Origin of the sequence: Synechococcus sp. CC9311, assembly GCF_000014585.1 — a bacterium.
Taxonomy (GTDB): domain Bacteria; phylum Cyanobacteriota; class Cyanobacteriia; order PCC-6307; family Cyanobiaceae; genus Synechococcus_C.
Window position 1 is genome coordinate 2,247,442 of record NC_008319.1, and the last position, 21,221, is coordinate 2,268,662.

Consider the following 21,221-nt stretch of genomic DNA (forward strand, 5'->3'; position numbering starts at 1 on the left):
CCCAGTTGTGCCCAAGACCATGCTCAGCCTCTCGATGATCGTGCGAAACGAGCAGGAGCGGCTGGGGGCCTGCCTGGACTCCGTCAAAGCCTTCACCGACGAAATGGTCGTGGTTGACACTGGCTCTACCGATAACACCATTGCCATTGCAAAGGCGGCAGGGGCACGGGTCGAACAGTTGCCTTGGCCAGGCGATTTCGCTCCAGCTCGGAATGTCGCACTGGACTTCGTCACAGGCGACTGGGTGCTTGTGCTTGATGCGGATGAATGCCTGAGAGCTGAAGCGATTCCCGCACTCAAGGCGCTCATGGCCCAGCCGGATGTGCTGGTCATCAACCTGCTGCGCCATGAGCAGGGTGCTGCGATGGCTCCTTACTCCAGTGTGAGTCGCCTCTTTCGCCGCCATCCCCGCATCCGCTGGAGCCGCCCATATCACTCAATGGTGGATGACAGCGTGCGCGAACTGCTCCAGGACGAACCCCACTGGCGCATCGCCGACTGCCCAGAACCAGCCTTACTTCACGACGGTTACAGGCCCGAACAACTGCAAGGGTCCGATAAAGCAGACCGTCTCCGCTCATCCATGCAGGAATGGCTGGAACAGGAGCCGGGACATCCCTACGCCTGCGCCAAGCTCGGGGCCCTCGAGGTGGCGGATGGGGATCGGATTCACGGCATCGCCTTGCTGCGAGAAGGGCTTGCCAATCTTGGCGAGGGTGATGAGAACGCTGCAGAGCGCTACGAGCTCTTGCTCCATCTAGGCATCGCCTTGAGCACAGAGGACACCAACCAGGCCATCGAGTTCTACAAACAAGCCCTCGCACAATCTCTGGACGTCCGTCTTGGCCTTGGCGCCAGGTTGAATTTGGCCGCCCTGTTGCTCCAGACCAACAAGATTGATGAGGCCATCCAACTGACCACCACAGCGTGCCAACGTGCTCCGGAAGTGGCCCTTGCCTGGTACAACCTGGGGCTCATGCAACGCCGGAAAGGAGAGATCAAGGACGCGCTGCAGTCCTATGAACGAGCGATCAGCCTGGAACCCAGCCATGCCGAATGCCATCAGAACCTTGCGGTGGCGCGGCTCGTCGGTGGAGACATCGACGGAGCGAGAGCGTCGTTCCGTGAGGCGATATCCCTGCTCACCAACCAAGGGAAAGGCGACCAGGCAAGAGCCTTGCAAGATCAAGTGAGCGGACTGGTGAAACTGAACGAGGTGAATTCATGAGTGCTGGAGGCAGTCCAGATCTGCAGGGGCGCACCATCGTCGTCACGAGGGCTCGCGAACAACTGGGAGAAGCCCGAAAACTTTTGGAGCAACAGGGTGCCAGGGTCCTGGACCTGCCGGCTTTAGAAATCGGACCTCCCGATGAATGGGGCCCTCTGGATGATGCCCTGGCTGAATTGGATGAATTCCATTGGGTGATCTTCTCCAGTGCCAATGGGGTGCAAGCCGTTGATAAACGTCTGAGGCTCCAAGGCAGCAGCCTGGGCCAGAGACCTGCTGGGCTTCGCATCGGCGCTGTGGGACGCAAGACGGCACGGCTGCTGGATCAACTGGGAGCCCCCGCTGATTTCGTACCACCCGACTTCGTGGCAGACAGCCTGATCGAACACTTCCCTGTTTCAGGTTGGGGACTAAGACTCCTGCTGCCACGAGTGCAAAGCGGAGGCCGCACGCTGCTTGCGGAAGCCTTTGGGGAAGCTGGCGCCAGGGTCGTCGAGGTTCCTGCCTACGAATCCCGCTGTCCAGCGAACATGCCAGAAAGCACGGCAAAGGCTTTGGCCTCAGGGGAGGTGGATGCAATCACATTCAGCAGTGGTAAGACAGTTCTTCATACGGCTGCACTGCTGGAGCAAACCCTGGGCTCTGAGACAGCATCCCGTGCCATCAACTCCATCGCACTTGTGTCGATTGGGCCCCAAACCAGCCAGCGTTGTCTGGAACAATTTGGTCGGGTGGACCAGGAAGCCAACCCTCACGATCTCGATGGTTTAACCCAGGCCTGCCTTCAGGTGATGCAAACCCGCTGAGACCGCCTGGACTGAAGCACTGTTAAACAACCCGTTCGGATATCGATGGATTGGACCTCAACATCCATCGGCAAAAGCTGCTGAGCCTCTCCAGGGCAACGGCCGCCTGCACCCAGGCATACAACTCCCGATCCATCCTTCGTAAGGATCAGTGCTCGCAACTGATCAGCCACAGAGAGCACACCGAGGACCTTCCAGTCCAGCTCTCCAGAGGCGCCGAGCTCGGGAGAAGAGCTCCGTTGCGGGAAAGGCGCAAAGGGGTCAGTGCGTCCTTCTGGAACGGAGACGAGAACTTCAGCAACACTCGGCAAAACGGTTAAAGCCGTTGGAGGTGGCGGGGACACGTCCTTGGCCTCAGGCGACACCAATGGGGGGGCATTGACACGACTGGATGGGGTTTCAGCCGTTGGATCAGCTGAACATCCACCAATCAACGCCCCAAGCACCAGTGCTGAAAGAGCAAAGCTCGGGGCTGGCCCCAATTCAAACCTCCGGCCGTGGTGTGTAGCCGCTTTCCACCAAATCCCTAAAACGATCAAGGTTCGCCTGGAGCTCCTTGGTGACAATTCCTCCCAGGATGGTCGGTTCCATCAACGGTGCCAAGACTCCAGGAAGTTCGTAGCTCACGCTCAACTTCACAGCGGTGATCTCGGGCTGCTCTTGATAAAAACGAACAGCACCTTTGGTAGGAAGTCCTCCCACCGATTCCCACTGCAATTGCTGCTGATCAATGCGGCTAGTCATGCGCGCTTTCCACTGAAAACGGAAGCCTTGAGCCGCCAAAGTCCAATCCGTTAGGTCCGGGTCTTCTCGAGTCTTGACCGATTCGATCCAACGCATCCAGCGAGGCATCGCTTCGAGATCACTCCAAACAGTCCAAACCTGATCGACAGGTGCTTGAACTTGGGTGGTTACGGTGTGGTCCAGCCAACGTCCCATCGGTTCAGGCCACCGCGGTGTTGGTGGCCAGCTTTGCCGGTGTTCCAAGAATGGCTGCAGCAGCAAGATGACCACTCATCGTGGCTCCCTCCATCGAATCGATGTAATCCTGTCGGGTGTAACTACCAGCAAGGAAAAAATTGCTGACCGGGGTGCGTTGATCAGGGCGATACGGCTCCATTCCAGGTGCTTCTCGGTACAGAGACTGGGCCAGCTTCACAACATTGCTCCAAGTGAGATTCAAGTGCTGAGCTGATGGGAAAAGTTTGCGCACCTGAGCATCGGTGTGAGCAACGATGTCACTCACGGATTTTGGGATCCAGGGGTCGCCAGGGGTGAGGACGCACTGCAACAACGATCCTTCCCCTGGCTTGCGGTAATCCTCAGGGCTCGCCAATGCCAAATCAGCGAAACAACTGAAGTCTGCGTCAGCGGTGTACAACAAATTATTCAAACCAATCGGATTAGAAAGATCCGTCCGACGCGTGTCGGCGACGTCTCCTTCCGCCAATTCCGTGACCCAACCGTCGTAGCGCAGCTGCACCGTGGCCACCGGAACAGCCTCCAGACGGTGAATCGCATCGAATTGCTCATGCTTACGCCATGCATCGGGGAGAAGGCGCTGGATTCCTGGAACATCGCAGGCCGCGAGGTACACGTCCGCCTGAACATTGCACTCACCGTCAGGAGTGCTCAAGGTGAGGGACGTCACCTTCGGGGTCTCGCCTTCCTCGTAGTGCACTTCTTTCACACGGTGACGAAGATGCAATGTGGCGCCGCGTTGCTCTATGTAAGCCAAAATCGGCCCAGTGAGCCATCGATGCGGCGAACCTTTCAGCAGATTGAGCTTTGATGCCTCTGTCTTGGAGGCAAACATCATGAAAATGGTCAACATGCATCGCGCAGAAATAGCTTCACAATCGATGAAGCCCAAGGCGTAAGCAATCGGATTCCACATTCTGCGAATGCTTTCCAGGCTGCCGCCATGGCTAACAAACCAGGTCTGAAAACTCACTGAGTCCAAGGCACGAATTGTGCGCATCGCCCCTTCGTAATCAACAAGGCCTCGAACGATTGGACTCGTTCCTAAGGCCAATGCGTTGCGCAACTTGTCGACCCAGGTGAGCTGCGGAGTTGTAAAAAAAGCCTTGAGGCCATTAAACGGAGCACCAACTGGGAAACGGAAATCTAGTTCCCGCAGATCACCCCCACTATTCACAAACAAGTGCGTGTGATCTTTTGGCAGCAAATTGTCAATCGCACCCACCTTGCGCATCAGAGCAAAGAGGTTGGCGTAATTGAAAAAGAAAACGTGTAATCCCATCTCGATGTGATTGTCGTTTTCGTCCACCCAGCTGCCGACTTTGCCGCCCATGAACGGACGCGCCTCATACAGGTCCACTTTGTGACCTGCATCGACGAGGTCGACGGCAGCGGCTAGGCCGGCCAGTCCTGAGCCCACAATCGCGACCTGCACCAGCGCTTCAACCAAGAATTCACCAACTCTATGAATCCGAACGCCTTAACTGCTTCAGGCACAAGACGCGTGAGTTCAATACAGTGATCAAAGGCCAGCTGGACTCTTGACCCATGACCACCTCCACCCCCAGTACTGCGACCCACACAGCCAAAGGTGGAAAAGGCATTCAGATCACGGATCCAGCCATGCTTCAACTCTCGAAGCTCTGCAGCGAGCAAGGCGATGAGCAAATCCTTCGTGTTGGCGTGCGCTCTGGGGGTTGCAGCGGAATGAGCTACACCATGGATTTTGTGCCCGCCTCGGAGATCGAGGAAGGTGATGAGGTTTATGACTACGCCGCCCCCTCGGGTGCTGTGTTTCGTGTGGTTTGTGACCCCAAAAGTCTCCTTTACATCTACGGCATGCAGCTGGATTTCAGCACTGCCCTCATTGGGGGAGGTTTCAACTTCACCAACCCGAATGCAACCCAAACCTGTGGATGCGGGAGTTCCTTTGCGGTCTGAGCAACGCCACGTGGGAATCTGTTGACAATTTCCAGAGAATCAGAATCAGCGATGGAGTCCCAGGAATCTCAGGAGTCCAGCCTGTTCGAGCAGGCCATGGCCCGTTATCAAGCTGGAGCACCGGCGGCAGATTTGATCGATGATTTCGTCGCGATCACTGAAGCAGCACCCCGTCAATCGTCAGGCTGGACTTGCTTGGCTTGGCTTCTATTGCTCTGCGACAAGCCAGACGATGCGTTGCGTTCTGCTCGATTGGCTGTGAAGCTCAACAGCCAGGATCCTCAGGCAAGGATCAATCTGACTCTGGCCATGCTTGAAACCAAAGCAAAAGGAGTTCGTGATCAAATTGCTGTAGTGCAGCAGGTCTTAGCTGTTGCTCCCGAGATGGGAGATGAGCTCAGAGAATCCATTAACGATGGCTTTAAGCGTCGACCCGACTGGCCCGCACTTCTCAAAGTGAAGAGTTGGTTGGAGCTCTGAGGTGGCTCGGCTGCTGCTTCTAAGCAATGGTCATGGCGAAGACCTTTCGGGTTCTCTGCTTGGACAAGCCTTAAAAGCACAAGGGCACGATGTGGAAGCGCTGCCGCTCGTCGGTCGCGGCAATCCCTACTTCGAAGCAACGATCCCGCTCATCGGTCGCACGCGCGAATTCAGTACGGGTGGGCTTGGCTACACAACGTTTCGCGGGCGTCTCACGGAGCTGATCCAGGGTCAGGTGATCTATCTTCTAAGGCGGCTTTTACGGCTGATGCGTATCGCCGGCCGCTATGACTTAGTCGTTGTGATTGGGGATGTGATCCCCGTTATGGCGGCATGGCTCTGCAATCGGCCAGTTGCAACGTATCTGGTGGCTTACTCCAGTCACTACGAGGGAAAACTTCGACTTCCATGGCCCTGCGGAAACTGCCTCAAGTCTCAGAGGTTCAAGGCGGTGTTCAGTCGAGATGCCCTTACAGCTTTGGATCTCAGCGAACAGCTGAAGCGGGAAGTGGTGTTCGTAGGCAATCCTTTTATGGATTCTGTTTTGAGCCCTAGCAATCGCCTGCCCTACGCCAAAAGACGCCTAGGGCTCTTGCCCGGCAGCCGTAGGCCAGAACTTGAACACAATTTAGTGCTGCTTCTGGGCGTCATCGATCAGATCCCGATCTCGCAGCACAGCCCTGGGGACCTTGAGATCGACCTGGCACTCGTTGGAGCCCTGGGAGATGACCACTTGAACAACATTGCGCATTCCCATGGCTGGTCACTTGTTCTGGGGCAAGACAGCTCCCCAGCACGGCTAGAAAAGGGTGGTCGGCAGATTCAAGTGCGACGGCAGGCATTCACATCCGTGCTTTTAGGCTCAGACCTCTTGCTGTGTATGGCAGGCACAGCCGCGGAGCAGGCCGTGGGCATGGCCAAGCCAGTGCTGCAACTCCCTGGCCAAGGCCCCCAATTCACTGTTGGCTTCGCGGAAGCCCAGCGGCGATTACTTGGACCAACCGTTTTCTGCGCTGCCGCCCCTTGCGAAGGAGAGGAGCTACTAAGGGCAACAGCCAAACTGGCAATCGAGCTGCTGGAACGAAGCGTGAATGACCCAGAACTTCGTCGTAATTGTCGGGAGCAGGCGATGCAACGGTTAGGTCCTCAAGGCGGCGGCAAGAAAATGGCTGGCTTGATCAGTGGGCTGGTGCAAAAAAGGTAGATGACGTCAAAAAATCTTGAACCCCCATGGAAACGCTGGCTTGATCGGCTGCTTGTTCTGGATGTTTTTCTGGTCTTAGGGGGTGCGGTTTGGTTTGCAGTGGCCGTCATCGCTGACGGGCAAGGCCTCAAAGCGCCCATGCAGCAATTTCAGAGACTCTGGGATCCCCTCTTCACCCCAGCGATTGGATTACTGATGGCAGCCGCGTTGATCAACGGCCTGTGGAGCTGGTGGCAGCGTCGAATGCAGCAGGCAGCTCAGAAAAACGACAATTGAAATTCAACACTGCTTGACGCGCTGACTGGACCCGCTGTCCTTCCAGCACCACCCGTGCTCCATCGCCAAGCAACAATTTCAAGAGTGGCCCGGGGACGGGCAGCAGGCTTGGACGCCCCAAGCAACGGCCCAAACTTGCCGAGAACGTAGCCATCGTGACCGGTGTTGGAGCGACGGCATTCACAGCCCCCGTCCAATCGTCGTTCTCCACAGCGGCAAGGATCATCCGACAGAGATCGCTGCGCTCAATCCAACTCATCCACTGACGACCTGTGCCAATCGGTCCACCGAAACCGATCCGAAAGATCGGCAGCATTTTGCCTAGCGCGCCACCATCGGCCGCCAGCACGATCCCAATGCGCAACACCACCAATCGAGTGGCATCAGGCTTGTCCGCCGCTACCGCTTCCCAGCGTTGACAGAGACCAGCCAGCACATCATTACCAGAAGGGCTGGATTCTTCAAAACACTGATCTGCACTGGTTCCGTAATACCCAACAGCAGAAGCATTAATCAACACGCCAGGAGGCTGGGCCAAATCGGCCATTGCATTCACAAGCTGACGTGTGGTCTGCAGACGACTGTCTTCCAGCAGTTGTAAATGTGCAGCAGTCCATCGCTTCTCGGCAATCGGTTCGCCCGCCAAGTTCACAACCCCTTGCGCTTGCGCCAAGGCCTTCTGTAAAGGGCTAGATGGCGCCCAACTAATCGAATCGGCTGGATTGCACTGCACCCAAGAGAGGCCTGCGAGGCAACTGGCAGGAAGTCCGGCAGGAGCTGACCTGCGACTGACGATGGTGAGATCGTGCCCAGCGGTTTGAAGCATGGGAACCAATGCACGTCCGACAAGTCCGGTGCATCCGATCAGCAAAAGGCGCATGGAGTATCCATCTTGTCTGCTTCGAGAGGTTAGGCAGCAGCGTCAGGATCATGTTGATGAGAAGGAAGTATGAGATTCATGCGTTCAGCCAAGGGGACGAGGGCAAACCCCTGAATGAACAGGCCGAACAGCACGACAGCAAGAGCAAGAGGGGGCATCGATGCCCCCCAACGAATGCCAGACGACCAGGCATCAATGGCCATTGCGATTGGAACCGCTCCACGCAATCCCGCACAACTGACGAAGATCCGTTCATTCCTAGTGAATGTGGTGCGCCAAAGCAGGGCATGCACCATCAAAAATCTCACCGCCTGCATCAGCAGGAATAAAACAAAAGCCCAACCAGCAGCACGAACCACATCCTGCGGGGCTACCACAAGCCCCATGCACAAGAACAGCAAAAGCTCGGCCATTTTTGCGTAACTGGAATGGGCCTCAGCTAGCGCCGTTCGATCTAGGTTTGGGCCATTACCAAGCACTAAGCCCGCCACGTAGGCCGCCAACAGTGGGCTCCCACCCAGCAATAACGTTCCACCGGTTAAAACCATCAGCAACGCCAAGCTCACGACAGGGAGCATGGCGGCATGGTTGAGGGTTAGCCGGGTTCCGAGAAGCTGCAGGGTGAGGGTGCCACCGATGAAACCCAGCAAGATCCCAAGCACAAACTGGCGAACAACATCTGTCACCAAGGCCTCGGTGCCAACGCCATCACCACCGGCCAAAGCCAACGCCAATCCAGCCAGAACAACAGCCATTGGGTCGTTGAAGCCCGACTCACACTCGATCAAGTCGATCAATCGCTTTGGCAAGCGCCCGGCTAAGGGGCGGAGCAGAACCAAAACGGCAGAGGCATCCGTACTGGCCACCATGGCGCCAACAAAAAGAACTCGCGGCAGGATTGCTGGATTCGTTCCAACCCCACTGGCTGCGCTCAGTCCGAATCCAGCCCATCCAATCAAGGCCGCTGTGATCACCACTCCAACCGTGGCCAAACGCGCAGCAGGCTTGATCACACCGCGAACCGCGGTCCAATTGGTGGTGAGACCGCCAAAAAAAAGCACAAGCACCAAGGCAGCCTGACTGATCTGATGCGCTTGATTAAGACTGAGCAAAGTGATTTGCTCATCTCCCACAACTCCAACGTGGTTTTCAATCAGCAGGCCCAAAAGCAGAACCATGAGGATGCCTGGGACCCTGATACGGGCAGCCACATCGTCAAGAAGGACTGAAACGAGCAACAGCCCACCAAAGGCCACTAGATACAAGGCAAGAGGGTGGGACAAACATCAGCCTTGCTGGTAAGAAGGTTTTAGCCTGGTTTCGATTGATCGTCTCTTCATGGCTGAACCATCCGCTGACCCAACCCCAACCGCCAAACCAGCGGCAACTCTCAAAAAGGGGGCGTTGGTTCGCGTCAACCGCACGTCCTATCTGGGAAGCGTGGAGGCATCAGCCAGTGATCCCAGACCACCTGAATACATTTTTGAGGGGCCGGGAGAGCTTCTTTTGGTGAAAGGGGAGTACGGCCAAGTGCGCTGGAGGCGTCCCGTTCCAGATGTTTGGCTCAAACTCTCTCAATTAGAAGTCTTCAGCTGAGTTTTTAGGAAATTTTGAAGCGCGTGTTCTGCGGGCAAACAGTGGCCTTCATTCATCCGGCAACCCTCACCAAATCTCATCAACGAATTTCCAAACGACGACGTTCCTCCTGAAGACGCTTGCGCCTTTGCCTGGCTTCTCGCAACATCTCACGACCATCGTGGAGATAGCCATCCACGTAGCCCATCGTGTAACGCTCCAATTCGCCAATCGCATCTTCCACCTCCGACAAACAGTGATAAAGACTCAGCCCGAATCCTTTTGCAGATGACGGCGTAGGAATGGATTGGAAGAGATCTTTCACCTTGTCCAGCTTGCTGCGACTCTGCTCCAAATAAAGACAAAAGTCTTCCATCAACGTGTCGTCATAAGGATCCGCCGAAAGCTCACGCAACTGGGCCGCAAAGGGATTGATCACCTGTCCAAGCATGCGATCAATCGGTGTGTACACCTTCTTCAACCAATTCGCTAAGGCATCATCTTCAGCGGCAGCATGCCCAGAAGCATGACGAGCAGCCTGAGTCGCTCGAGCATTTCTGACACCACGGCGGCGTGCTTCCTCTCTCTGTCCAGCCATAGGGGACACTTGCTGGTCGAAGGCGCGCCGTCGGTCGCGATCGCCAAGCAACTCCCAGGCCGCATTCAAAGCAAGGATTTGTTCAGCATCCCCACCGGCATCAGGGTGATGCCTCTTCACAAGTTGGCGATACGCCGCCTTGATCTCAACCGCAGTCGCGCTGCGGCTTACTCCGAGCACGACATACGGATCATCACCATTGGCTTGAAGATGGGGGGAGTGGCTCAAAGCTGGCCATCCCGCCACGCCGGTGTAGCAGCCGATGCACTGAACATGGGTGTGGACAGATAGCGCTCACCAAAGCTGGCGAGAATCACAACGATCCGTTTCCCGGCCATTTCAGGCCTTTGGCCAATACGAATGGCAGCAGCAACAGCAGCCCCACTACTGACCCCAGAGAGCAGGCCTTCTTCCCGGGCCAAACGGCGCCCCACTTCCATCGCTTCCTGATCACTTACCCCAAGGATTTCATCAATCAAGCTTTGATCAAAGACAGCGGGAACAAAACCAGCACCAATGCCCTGAATGCGGTGGGGGCCAGGGGCTCCACCCGCCAAAACTGGACTTCCAGCCGGTTCTACCGCAATCACTTTCAGATCAGGATTGCGCTGTTTGAGAACCCTGGCACAGCCTGTGATCGTGCCACCTGTCCCAACACCAGCCACAAGGGCATCGATCTGACCATCAGTATCCATCCAGATCTCTTCTGCCGTCGTCGCGGCATGCACCGCAGGATTGGCAGCGTTATCAAACTGTTGCAGGAGATAGGCGTGCGGGATCTCTGAAACGAGCTCTACGGCTAAATCAAGCGCCCCCTGCATCCCTTCATTCCCTGGGGTGAGCTGAAGCTCAGCTCCATAGGCTCTCAGCATGGCGCGACGCTCGGTACTCATCGTGTCTGGCATGGTGAGGATCAACCGGTACCCCCGAGCTGCAGCAACCATGGCTAGGGCAATTCCAGTATTTCCACTTGTTGGCTCAATGAGAACTGTTCGTTCTGGAGAAATAGTGCCGGCCTCTTCAGCGGCCTGAACCATCGAACCTGCAATCCGATCTTTAACGGAAGCTGTGGGATTGAAGCTCTCAAGCTTTGCCACCAATTCAGCCAAACAACCGCTTCGCTGAGGGAGCTGGTTAAGGCGCACTAAGGGAGTGCGACCTACCAGAGCGGTGATATCGGATGCAATTGGCATCCTTTTATCCAATCAGATGATGTCCAAAAGATCAAAGACTGAGAACGGAAATCACAACAAAAATGGAATTCATAGTCATATATTCAGCAAGACAACAAGAAAGAAAAGGGGAAATTCAAACCATAAAAAAACCTCTTGCATGCAGTTGCATAACAAGAGGTTGCTTTCCAAAAGACAGAAAGGAAGGAAACCCCTCTTACGAGGGATTAACTTTTAACCGATCAGAACTTAAAGGTGGTCTTCAGAATTCCGCCGAAGTTGTTGAAAGTGTCGTCGGAAGAATCGTCAAGATTGTTGGTAAGGAAACCAAGTGGGCGGCTCAAGTAGTACAGAGCTGGCGTCACAGAGATGTTGTCTGTGACTTGGAACTGGTACCACCACTCCCATGCATAGTTGCCATCAGCGACGAAATCGCTTCCGCCATTGATGTCAGTGTCGTTATCCCAGCTGGTAACGAACGTCGGTTGACCAACAGCCATACCAAGGGTGTTGCCCTTCATGAAGGCATCAGCCCACTGAAGGCCCACATACCAGGACTGGGATGTAGCGCCATCAATGGATTGGTCACCACCTAAGTCTGCGTTTTTAGTGGAAACGTTGTTGTAACCCCAACCAGCACTGATTGAAGGAACCCAACTGGCCTCCTCAGGTGACCACCAGGCACTAAGACCGACTGAGTTAGTAGTGCCGAGGCTGCTGAAAAGATTTGCAGTAGGAGTGCCGTTACCGGCATAGATGCCAGCTCCGTTATTACCTGATGCGTAGTTATACGCAGCAGCTAAACCCCAGTTTTCAGGGGCATAGGCAATCTGCACTGTGCCGCTACCGGCTGCACAGTCTGTAGCAATACCGCCACAATCCTGATTACCAGTCGCATTAACAAGAGCTCTCGCAAAGCCATTCTGCTCTGCGACGAAAGGAGTTCCATTCGCAGCATTACCACTCACGTAGTTAGCACTGATGCTGAAGTCGTCGGACTCCCAGCTCAAACCAGCACCAGCACCAAGCTGGAGGTTATAGGTCTGGGGTGCACCGGCGTACGTGAAGAAGTCGAGAACTGTATCGGTTGGATAAGCACTAGGCCATACAGCCAACATGTCGTCCTGACGAACGATGCCACCGATCGTCGCGGTGAAGCTCTTACCAATGGGGAATTGGTAGAAAAGACGATTCACACCGACGCTGTTTTCGCCAGAAGGCTCTTCAAAAGCTACTTCAAGTGCACTCAGACCTACGTAGCCATTTCCGCTAAAAGCAGAATCACCGAAGTTGCCAGAACGGAGAACAGTACGCAGTAAATCCTTACCAGTAAAACTGGTGTCAAGGAAGAGCTTGAGGTCGTAATTGAAAGTAGTTGCGCCTGATGTTTCTGCAGCAACATTCGCGCGCCTACGACCAGTCCCCTCAACACCGTTAAAGAGATCTCCGTTGGCAAACTCAGCGGCGCTCAGTTGGCGGGAGCTTCCGGCGTAGCTGTTAGCACCGATCACAAAGGTGGCGACACCTTTCAACTTGGTGGTGGTGGAGAACTGAGTTGCTTCCAGTTCACCAACGCGGGCTTCAAGTCCGTCAACACGGCCCTTGAGGATGGCGAGTTCCTTTTCGAACTCTTTCATCAGGCGCTTCAGCTCGTCGGTCACTTCGGTGACGCGGTCGAGACAGGCGTTCAACAGAGCAGCCGCTTCAAAGCGGGTCATTGCCCTGTTGCCGCGGTAGGTGCCGTTGGGGTAACCAGCAACACAGCCGTAGCGCTCGATCAGGTTGCTAAGTGCCTGATAAGCCCAGTCGGTTGGGTAAACGTCGGAAAACTGAGTGATGCTGGTGACTTGCTCGCCAGAAGCGGCGTAGTCAGACACACCATTGATATTGAGCTCAGTGGCGTTTGCAGCCACAGGTGCCAAAAGGCCCAGGGCAGCTGGAGCCACCAGCAGTTGATGGAAAAGTTTCATTTCGGCCTCACACCAAAAATTGAGGAACTAGACGACTGGCGTCATGTGTAAATTGATACGTCCGCCAGTCAAATAAAAGGTCATACGTGCCAGACGAGGCAATGGCACACATCAAGCGGCCAAACCCCTCGGCGCCTTCACAAGCCTTTGTTTTCAGCACCAACGACCCTCATCAGGAGGCTTTGGAGCACCAAACCCACAACGACTGAGAGTGACAGTTGTCCTACTGGCGCAGACTTCGAACCGAATGCATAGCTTTTTGGGAAAGCCATGCAGATATTTACAAAGCCTAAAAACCGTCAGGCAATATCTAACTACATACATAAATAACAAAGGCTGAAACAATAAAAAGCCCCTCAAGTGCCGATGCACATAAGGGGCAAGAAAAACGATCAGCTAAATTGCGAAGAATCTCTCAAAAGAGAGTTCAACTAAAGCCTGACTGATCAGAACTTGAAGGTGGTCTTCACAAGTCCGCCAAAGTTATTGAAGGTGTCGTCAGAACCACCCTCAAGATTGTTGGTCGCGAATCCAAGTGGGCGGCTCAAGTAGTACAGGGCTGGAGTCACAGAGATGTTATCTGTGACTTGGAACTGATACCACCATTCCCATGCATAGTTGCCATCAGCAACGAAATCACTTCCGCCATTGATGTCAGAATCGTTGTCCCAGCTAGTCACGAAGGTGGGCTGACCAACGGCCATGCCAAGAGTATTGCCCTTCAGGAAGGCATCAGCCCATTGAATACCTACGTACCAAGATTGTGATGTAGCGCCATCAATTGAACCGTTGAGCCCAAAAGCGCCCCCAAAATCAGCATTTGAGATGTCAACAGAGTTGTAACCCCAACCAGCGCTGATACTAGGAATCCAACTGGCTTCCTCAGGTGTCCACCATGCACTCAAGCCAAAAGAGTTAGTAGTGCCGAGAGCGCTGAAAAGGTTGGCAGTAGGGGTGCCGTTACCGGCATAAATACCAGCTCCGTTGTTACCTGATGCGTAGTTGTACGCAGCAGCTAAACCCCAGTTTTCAGGAGCGTAAGCAATCTGTACTGTGCCACTAGAAGATGCACAATCTGTGGCGATGCCACCACAGTCGCTTGCATCTCTGAGGAAAGCATTCGTGTCAGCAACACCAGGAGTGCTGTTACTTCCGTTACCACTCACGTAGTTAGCACTGATGCTGAAGTCATTCGACTCCCAGCTCAAACCACCACCAGCACCAAGCTGAAGGTTGTAGGTCTGAGGCGCACCGGCGTAGGTGAAGAAGTCGAGGACGGTATCAGTTGGGTATGCACTGGGCCATACAGCCAGCATGTCGTCCTGACGAACCCTGCCACCGACTGTTGCTGTGAAATTGCTACCGATTGGGAACTGGTACCAAAGTCGGTTCACCACGACGTTGTTAGGAGAACCTTCTTCAAAGGCTGTCTCCATAGCGTCGAGGCCAACATAGCCGCCGCCGCTATATGCCGAATCGGCAAAGTTGCCACCACGCAACATCGTGCGGAACAAATCCTTACCAGTAAAGCTGGTGTCCAGGAAGAGTCGCAGGTCGTAGTTGAAAGTGGTTGCACCTATGTCAGCAGCAGCTGCATCTGCACGTTTCTCACCAACAAACCCAACTGCATTGGGATTAACAATGCCTAAAACATCAGCTACACCCTGCCTTGCATCACCACCGAAGCTGTTAGCGCCGATCACGAAGGTGGCTTGGCCCTTCAGTTTGGTGGTGGTGGAGAACTGAGTTGCTTCCAGTTCACCAACGCGGGCTTCAAGTCCGTCAACACGGCCCTTGAGGATGGCGAGTTCCTTTTCGAACTCTTTCATCAGGCGCTTCAGCTCGTCGGTCACTTCGGTGACGCGGTCGAGACAGGCGTTCAACAGAGCAGCCGCTTCAAAGCGGGTCATGGCCCTGTTGCCGCGGTAGGTGCCGTTGGGGTAACCAGCAACACAGCCGTAGCGCTCGATCAGGTTGCTAAGTGCCTGATAAGCCCAGTCGGTTGGGTAAACGTCAGAAAACTGAGTGATGCTGGTGACTTGCTCGCCAGAAGCGGCGTAGTCAGACACACCATTGATATTGAGCTCAGTGGCGTTTGCAGCCACAGGTGCCAAAAGGCCCAGGGCAGCTGGAGCCACTAGCAGTTGATGGAAAAGTTTCATTTCGGCCTCACACCAAAAATTGAGGAACTAGACGACTGGCGTCATCAAGAAAATATTCAAGCGACTCAATCGATTTAATTAGTACTGTGACAGAAAAGACAATGGAATGTATTCCACGAGACAAAAACAAGCCAAAAAGTATTTTTTGCGACAAAAATCGCCAGCCACGTCTTGCCACGAACACAAGCGAAGAGGCAGGCAAGGCGAAAACCGAAAAGCCATTTTGTATCTTCAGCTACACAAAAACGGGTTGCACTTTTTAGCTGCAACGAAATGCATTAAAAGACACATTACAGTCAACCATGGGATTAGACAAATAAAAACAAATGCCACATCCCTAGAAAATAATTACAATTTTCCCGAAAAACTAGCACCAGAAACACTTACCGCGAAACAAGAGACGAAGCAGGAAAGCGATCACTACTTAAGAACATTGAATCGATGAGACCTCAAACAATGTTTTCTATCAAGAGAAAAAAGCAGAAGAGGAGGCAGTAATAGTAGTCAATTCATCAATGAACCGAGGAGTCACGCAAAGGGCTCACCTAACATCCACAATCGACTTCAACTGGAATGGATGAGAGCAATCGACGAAACATCTAGGAAACCCACAGAACACTTCCCCCAAGAACCCAACCCTTAGAAACATACTCAACAGAAAATCTGAAGCCTCAAAATGCCACCAATCCACTGCAGGCATTAAGTATTTACTACAGTTGAAGCCCTCACGCAGATACCTATGCGCTTGAGGAGCATAATGCTTATTTGGATTGACAGTTGCTGATGGCGCGAACAAAGCTACACAATCTCCGCAAGGCGATCATCGTTGCAGTAATTCCTAGCCTGATTGTCTACGCGCTGGCCATCATCCTTAGCGCCATGGCTGGAATAGAAGGAATTCTGGTCATCAGAGACCTTGCTCAAACATGCAAATCCGCTCTAGGCATTGGCCTAATTTCAAACCTAGGGTACCTTTTCTGGATCGCAACAGCCGCTATCGCACTCTTTACCGCATACAGCACACCAACACATAGCCAGCACAAATTAAAAGAACTATTGCTTTGCGGGGGCTGGTTTTCGTTCATACTTTGCATAGACGATATGTTCTTGCTACATGACAGATACATTGGCCAAGAGTTCCTATATGTAGTCTACGCGATATTCGCCTTTCTTATTGTTTTCAGGTTCCAAGACCAGCTGTTAAAAAATGGAGGAGAAATATTCATCTTAGCAGCTACGCTATTAGCTTTTTCTGTATTAACCGACAAATTCCAACGCGATCTCGTCGACATCCTGCCAGTCAAATACGAAGCTCTACAGATTTTCGAAGAAGGAGTGAAATTTCTCGGAATATCTGCATGGTTCTATTTTTGGTGGACCACCTCCTCAAAATTCATAAGAAATGCAGTGGGCCAGCAAAACCATTAGCCATTCGTCAATTCGATAGTATTACCTGAGCATCTAATGAGCAAAAGAAAATTCAAAAAAGAAATTTCAAGGATTGTCAGTAGTCTTGACCTCAGGCCAATTTACTTCCTTATTATTTTTTACACAGCTATTCGGTGGCTACCTTTTGGGATCTTTGGTTGGCTTCAGAATGAAGACGGTCTTCTCGAATGGGCCAGCGTTGCAGCATTATTAACTGCAGGCTGGACTATTGGGAAAATACTGAATCGTAGCAAACACAATTGGGCCACATATACGGGTTGGATCATATTGCTAATCCTATGTCTAGTGTTTGCAGGTGAAGAAATTGCTTGGGGAGAAAGGTTACACGGAATAGGTATAGAAGCAATACGCTCCGTAAACACACAACAGGAAACGACTCTTCACAATATACGTGGATTCCAAAACCGCGGTCTTCTAAATCTTGGCTGGTCATCCCTTGGATTAATTCTTGGTCTTAGCTGGATGCTTCGTCCAAATTTTCAACCGTTGCCAGCATCAAGGCAATGTCTTTATTTTCTAATACCAGGAATCTGGTATGGAATTTTCCACGCCTGCAACCACACTGAGGATTGTTTGATCACATTTGCCAATCACCAAGAAATCTATGAATTTTTAGTTGCAGTGGGCTTATTGGCTCACACCCGCTACCGGTGGCGTCAATCTTCCACAGATCGATCTGATAAAACGTAAACCTTGAAAGACCACCAAGCATGCAACGCCAATCCTATTGCCAATAAACATTCAAATATTTCTTGATCATTTCTAATTCTATCCAAATTAGCAATCCATGACAAATCGAAATAGGCGTAGAATGCGCTTACAGGGAGGAAGTAGAGACTAAACCAGCGCCTAGGGAATGCCGTTAACTTGGGCCAAAAGCGCCAACCCAAATATCCAAAAATCAGGCCAGTTATAATAAATGAAACATGAAGTCCTCCTTGCAGTGCCTCCATGTTGTGCAGTGTTGTTTCACCCTGGGTATTAACTTCCCTAATAAAACCAAGACCGACCCCGGTCAACCGCTCTCCCCAACTAATTTCTTCAGCCGCAACAAAAAGATTAAAGGCTGCCAAGAGCCACCAGCTTCGACGCTGCCTCCCGGTCCCCATGTTTGTGCCACGACAGGCCACTACAGCACTAAATAGAGCCGCAAATGAATAACAGAAAAACTGAATCCACTGGATCAGTCCGTCATCACCTTGGCGCAGCCAGTTAAAAAAACCAAAAGGTATAAAGTAAGCAACTGCATAGATAACGATCAAAGCCAAAAGAGGCTTAATATCTACTTGAGGGCGCAGCTCCCCCCAAGGCGTACTGATAATATGGGCGGTATTTGGCTTTGCGGTGTCCATCAAGGCTTCAAGCTATTGACAACACTTTAATGACGGGGAGTAAGGGCAAGGTCAACTTGCTTCACACTTAAATCCCATAGAAAAATTGGTGAGCCATCTCTGCTCCAGCAAGCACAGATTGGGTACACTGAAGATTCACTATTAAACTCCAACAATCTCTTAGTTCTTGTTACCCGTGCAACCTTGACGTATTCCGCAAGAACCAACGTCAGAAGTCAACTCTTGGCCTCAATGGTGGTGGGGCTGGTCTGGTGGCTGAGCTCAGCCTTGCGACATCTATGGCTACAAAGTAATGGCTTTGACCTTGGGATTTACGACCAGGTGGCATGGCAAATCAGTCGTGGGCTTGAGCCACGCTCCTCAATGCTTGGCCTGCATCACATGGGAAACCACGGAGCGTGGGCTTTCTATCTTATCGGGGCTGCTTATTACCTATGGCCAAGCATCCAATGGCTGCTTGCCAGTCAAGCTTTCAGCTTGGCCCTCACCGCGCTTCCTCTTGCTGCCCTTTGGCGACAAGCTCTTTTACCAGAACGCCTTAGTTGGCTGCCCTGCCTGCTTTGGTGGCTACAGCCGCAAGTCTTCAATACCAACTTATTTGATTTTCACCCAGAAGTTTGGGCAATGCCTGCAATGGCCAGCTGCATCTGGTGCAGTCGTGCCCAAAAGCCCTTGCCATGGGTTCTTTGCCTTCTATGGCTGCTTGGCTGCCGTGACGGATTAGCACTTGTAGTAATAGGACTGGGATTGGCGGAGCTGGCTCAGCGACGCTGGCGATGGGGATTCTCTGCCATCGGTCTTGGCTTAGGCTGGATACTAATGCTAAGCGAATGGCTGTATCCCTTACTCAACGGCCCTGATCAAGGGCCCGCTGCGTTAAGCAGATTCAGCAGTCTCGGAGACAGCATTCCTTCGATCCTATTAAGCAGCCTGCAAAGGCCCTGGGTTTTAGTTGACGTAGTGCCCTGGCTAGAACTGCCCATCTATGGGTTGTTGCTCACACTCCCAACAGCTTTGTTCTGGCGTCGGCGCTCATTAACAGTGCTACTGGCTGCATTGCCACTCGTACTTGTGAATTTAATATCAAGTAACGCTGCCCAACGCAACTTGGTGCATCATTACAATTTACCAATTGCCGTAATTGCAGTGGTCGCTGCAATTGATGGATTAAAAACAAGCGGATGTCGAATGTGGCCCTGGCGCCGTTTAGCTTGGGCAGCCGTTTGTTGGGCAGCACTGGCGAAGCCATGGTTCTTTGGCGGGAATTACCTCAGCAGATTGGATCAAATTGCAGATGTGAATGAAGCATTGCGCCTTATTCCAGCAGAAAGTCGAGTCATAACCACTAGCCATTTGGCTCCACAGTTGACGCATCGGCGCCAGGTAGAAGCAATCGGACAGAAACCGTTAAATCTGAAACGCCTCGATCGTTTCGATGTGATGCTTGTCAATCCATCCGACCCTGGTTGGCAATCAAGGACCTCTGTTCAAATCAAGGCTTTGGAGCTTGCAAAAGAAGCCAAATGGTATTGCCAAAGCTGGACAAGCGAGCTCGAACTTTGCAAGAAACTTAAGGAAGCAACCGATTCTAGTAATGATAACGATGCCCCTAAATGAGCAAAAACTACTCATTTAGGGGCTCTCGCCGGGCCTGCTCTGTCGCAGAACCGATTGATCTAGGAACTAGATGCCGTAATCAGACGGCGTTCTCCGCGATCAGCAAACCCTGAATTAAAGAACTAGAACTCATGGACACCTCCTCCTGAAGGGATAAGTGGACGCCGGCGATGCATTCGGAGACATCTCGGAGTTAAAAACCACGAGACACCTCCACAAAGCTGCGAACTGTACCTTCACATTCTAACCGCAACCTCTCCAGAGAGCGGCAAAAATCAATCTTAAATAAACTGACACCACAATCGGCGGTAGTTAGTCATTTTAAATTCCTAAAAGACATCCAAATTTACTTTATCAAAACTGAAAAATTTAGAAGGCATAAAAAAATGCCCTAAAAAGGGCATTTGTGAATTTGATTTAAAATCTTTAATCTGAATTTAGAGAGCGTTGCCTCGGGGCAGAACCTCTTCAGGGAAGACGAAGTTTTCGTGCGGCTGGTCAGCCGGTGCCATCCAGGCACGCAGACCTTCATTCAGAAGAATGTTCTTCGTGTAGAAGGTTTCAAATTCAGGATCCTCAGCTGCGCGGATTTCCTGTGACACGAAGTCATAGGCACGCAAGTTGAGTGCAAGGCCGATGATGCCGATGGCACTGGTCCACAAGCCCATCACTGGCACAAACAGCATGAAGAAGTGCAGCCAACGCTTGTTGGAGAACGCAATTCCGAAGATTTGGCTCCAGAAACGGTTGGCGGTAACCATTGAATAGGTCTCTTCTTCCTGGGTGGGTTCGAACGCCTTGAAGGTGTTCGACTGTTCACCATCCTCAAAAAGAGTGTTTTCCACAGTCGCGCCGTGAATGGCGCAAAGCAGTGCACCGCCAAGAATGCCGGCCACTCCCATCATGTGGAAGGGATTCAAGGTCCAGTTATGGAAGCCCTGTAGGAACAACAGGAAGCGGAAAATTGCAGCCACACCAAAGGAGGGCGCAAAGAACCAGCTGCTCTGTCCCAAGGGATACATCAGGAAGACACTGACGAACACCGCAATCGGACCTGAGAAGGCGATGGCGTTGTAGGGACGAATGCCGACGAGACGAGCAATTTCAAACTGACGCAGCATGAAGCCGATCAGTGCAAAGGCGCCGTGGAGAGCAACGAAAGCCCAGAGGCCTCCAAGCTGGCACCAGCGGACAAAATCACCCTGGGCTTCTGGGCCCCAGAGCAAGAGAAGGCTGTGACCCATCGCATCAGCGGGGGTGGACACAGCAGCAGTGAGAAAGTTGCAACCCTCGAGGTACGACGACGCGATGCCGTGGGTGTACCAGGAAGTTACAAAGGTGGTTCCCGTTAACCAGCCACCGATGGAGAGGTAGGCCGTGGGAAGAAGGAGAATGCCGGACCAGCCGACAAACACAAATCGGTCGCGTTTGAGCCAGTCATCGAGGACGTCGAACCATCCCCGCTGCGGCATGCGACCTGCAGCGATCGTCATGAGGGCGCTTCATGAAGCTTTACGTTCGTGAGCCTAG

21 protein-coding genes are annotated in these 21,221 nt (G+C 52.8%); 10 read left to right on the forward strand and 11 right to left on the reverse strand.

The window, feature by feature from the left end:
- Positions 1-19 precede the first annotated feature (19 nt).
- Both SYNC_RS11750 and SYNC_RS11755 read left to right on the forward strand, forming a co-directional pair.
- Positions 20-1,228, forward strand: a complete 1,209-nt coding sequence (locus SYNC_RS11750) for a glycosyltransferase (protein ID WP_011620458.1) — start codon at positions 20-22, stop codon at positions 1,226-1,228.
- Complete coding sequence (locus tag SYNC_RS11755; RefSeq protein ID WP_011620459.1) at positions 1,225-2,034, forward strand: uroporphyrinogen-III synthase; 810 nt, start codon at positions 1,225-1,227, stop codon at positions 2,032-2,034. The genes SYNC_RS11750 and SYNC_RS11755 overlap by 4 nt, the downstream gene beginning before the upstream one ends.
- Here the strand turns inward: SYNC_RS11755 and SYNC_RS11760 are convergent.
- Genes SYNC_RS11760 through zds form a run of 3 tightly spaced genes read right to left on the reverse strand, consistent with a single transcriptional unit; the run spans position 2,013 to position 4,450 of the window.
- Positions 2,013-2,516 carry a hypothetical protein gene (locus SYNC_RS11760; RefSeq protein ID WP_237699220.1) on the reverse strand — a complete coding sequence of 168 codons (504 nt, stop codon included), beginning with the start codon at positions 2,514-2,516 and terminating at the stop codon, positions 2,013-2,015. The two genes, SYNC_RS11755 and SYNC_RS11760, sit on opposite strands and share 22 nt — an antisense overlap.
- A 1-nt stretch (position 2,517) precedes the next feature.
- On the reverse strand, positions 2,518-2,973 hold the full coding sequence (locus SYNC_RS11765) for an SRPBCC family protein (RefSeq protein WP_041426740.1): 456 nt from the start codon (positions 2,971-2,973) through the stop codon (positions 2,518-2,520).
- Between the two features lie 4 nt (positions 2,974-2,977).
- Entirely contained in the window at positions 2,978-4,450 is a 1,473-nt protein-coding gene (gene zds, locus SYNC_RS11770) for a 9,9'-di-cis-zeta-carotene desaturase (protein WP_011620462.1), read from the reverse strand.
- A gap of 113 nt (positions 4,451-4,563) precedes the next feature.
- Here zds and SYNC_RS11775 point away from each other — a divergent pair, with 113 nt between their 5' ends.
- Genes SYNC_RS11775 through SYNC_RS11790 form a run of 4 tightly spaced genes read left to right on the forward strand, consistent with a single transcriptional unit; the run spans position 4,564 to position 6,916 of the window.
- On the forward strand, positions 4,564-4,956 hold the full coding sequence (locus SYNC_RS11775) for an iron-sulfur cluster assembly accessory protein (protein ID WP_011620463.1): 393 nt from the start codon (positions 4,564-4,566) through the stop codon (positions 4,954-4,956).
- A 51-nt stretch (positions 4,957-5,007) separates the two neighbouring features.
- Positions 5,008-5,436: a hypothetical protein gene (locus tag SYNC_RS11780; RefSeq protein ID WP_011620464.1), complete on the forward strand. Its 429-nt coding sequence runs from the start codon at positions 5,008-5,010 to the stop codon at positions 5,434-5,436.
- A gap of 1 nt (position 5,437) precedes the next feature.
- On the forward strand, positions 5,438-6,640 hold the full coding sequence (locus SYNC_RS11785) for a lipid-A-disaccharide synthase-related protein (protein ID WP_011620465.1): 1,203 nt from the start codon (positions 5,438-5,440) through the stop codon (positions 6,638-6,640).
- Complete coding sequence (locus SYNC_RS11790; protein ID WP_011620466.1) at positions 6,641-6,916, forward strand: hypothetical protein; 276 nt, start codon at positions 6,641-6,643, stop codon at positions 6,914-6,916.
- On the opposite strand, the gene SYNC_RS11795 is transcribed toward SYNC_RS11790, so the two are convergent.
- On the reverse strand, positions 6,852-7,796 hold the full coding sequence (locus SYNC_RS11795) for a TIGR01777 family oxidoreductase (RefSeq protein ID WP_011620467.1): 945 nt from the start codon (positions 7,794-7,796) through the stop codon (positions 6,852-6,854). The two genes, SYNC_RS11790 and SYNC_RS11795, sit on opposite strands and share 65 nt — an antisense overlap.
- 29 nt (positions 7,797-7,825) lie before the next feature.
- Positions 7,826-9,079 carry a cation:proton antiporter gene (locus SYNC_RS11800; RefSeq protein ID WP_011620468.1) on the reverse strand — a complete coding sequence of 418 codons (1,254 nt, stop codon included), beginning with the start codon at positions 9,077-9,079 and terminating at the stop codon, positions 7,826-7,828.
- A 55-nt stretch (positions 9,080-9,134) separates the two neighbouring features.
- On the opposite strand from SYNC_RS11800, the gene SYNC_RS11805 reads away from it, so the two are divergent.
- A complete protein-coding gene (locus tag SYNC_RS11805; protein WP_011620469.1) occupies positions 9,135-9,392 on the forward strand; it encodes an NAD(P)H-quinone oxidoreductase subunit O in 258 nt (85 codons plus the stop codon).
- Positions 9,393-9,471: 79 nt separating this feature from the next.
- Here the strand turns inward: SYNC_RS11805 and SYNC_RS11810 are convergent, their stop codons facing one another.
- From SYNC_RS11810 to SYNC_RS11825, 4 genes are all read right to left on the reverse strand, one after another.
- Positions 9,472-10,215 carry a J domain-containing protein gene (locus tag SYNC_RS11810; protein WP_011620470.1) on the reverse strand — a complete coding sequence of 248 codons (744 nt, stop codon included), beginning with the start codon at positions 10,213-10,215 and terminating at the stop codon, positions 9,472-9,474.
- Entirely contained in the window at positions 10,194-11,162 is a 969-nt protein-coding gene (gene cysK, locus SYNC_RS11815; RefSeq protein ID WP_011620471.1) for a cysteine synthase A, read from the reverse strand. Before cysK ends, SYNC_RS11810 begins: the two co-directional genes overlap by 22 nt.
- A 221-nt stretch (positions 11,163-11,383) precedes the next feature.
- Positions 11,384-13,111 carry an iron uptake porin gene (locus tag SYNC_RS11820; RefSeq protein WP_011620473.1) on the reverse strand — a complete coding sequence of 576 codons (1,728 nt, stop codon included), beginning with the start codon at positions 13,109-13,111 and terminating at the stop codon, positions 11,384-11,386.
- A 446-nt stretch (positions 13,112-13,557) separates the two neighbouring features.
- Positions 13,558-15,273 carry an iron uptake porin gene (locus SYNC_RS11825; RefSeq protein WP_011620475.1) on the reverse strand — a complete coding sequence of 572 codons (1,716 nt, stop codon included), beginning with the start codon at positions 15,271-15,273 and terminating at the stop codon, positions 13,558-13,560.
- 783 nt (positions 15,274-16,056) lie between these two features.
- Between SYNC_RS11825 and SYNC_RS11830 the strand changes: the two genes are divergently transcribed.
- Together SYNC_RS11830 and SYNC_RS11835 are read left to right on the forward strand one after the other, a co-directional pair.
- Positions 16,057-16,701, forward strand: coding sequence for a hypothetical protein (locus SYNC_RS11830; protein ID WP_041426741.1), 645 nt, complete (start codon positions 16,057-16,059; stop codon positions 16,699-16,701).
- Positions 16,702-16,737: 36 nt separating this feature from the next.
- Positions 16,738-17,412 (forward strand): hypothetical protein, encoded by a 675-nt coding sequence (locus SYNC_RS11835; RefSeq protein WP_041426742.1) that lies wholly within the window; start codon positions 16,738-16,740, stop codon positions 17,410-17,412.
- Here the strand turns inward: SYNC_RS11835 and SYNC_RS11840 are convergent.
- Positions 17,379-18,074 (reverse strand): hypothetical protein, encoded by a 696-nt coding sequence (locus tag SYNC_RS11840; protein ID WP_041426743.1) that lies wholly within the window; start codon positions 18,072-18,074, stop codon positions 17,379-17,381. The genes SYNC_RS11835 and SYNC_RS11840 overlap by 34 nt on opposite strands.
- Before the next feature lie 183 nt (positions 18,075-18,257).
- On the opposite strand from SYNC_RS11840, the gene SYNC_RS11845 reads away from it, so the two are divergent.
- A complete protein-coding gene (locus tag SYNC_RS11845; RefSeq protein ID WP_011620479.1) occupies positions 18,258-19,691 on the forward strand; it encodes a DUF2079 domain-containing protein in 1,434 nt (477 codons plus the stop codon).
- A gap of 437 nt (positions 19,692-20,128) precedes the next feature.
- Here SYNC_RS11845 and psbD read toward each other — a convergent pair whose 3' ends face one another.
- Positions 20,129-21,184 (reverse strand): photosystem II D2 protein (photosystem q(a) protein), encoded by a 1,056-nt coding sequence (gene psbD, locus SYNC_RS11850; protein WP_011618836.1) that lies wholly within the window; start codon positions 21,182-21,184, stop codon positions 20,129-20,131.
- Positions 21,185-21,221 lie beyond the last annotated feature (37 nt).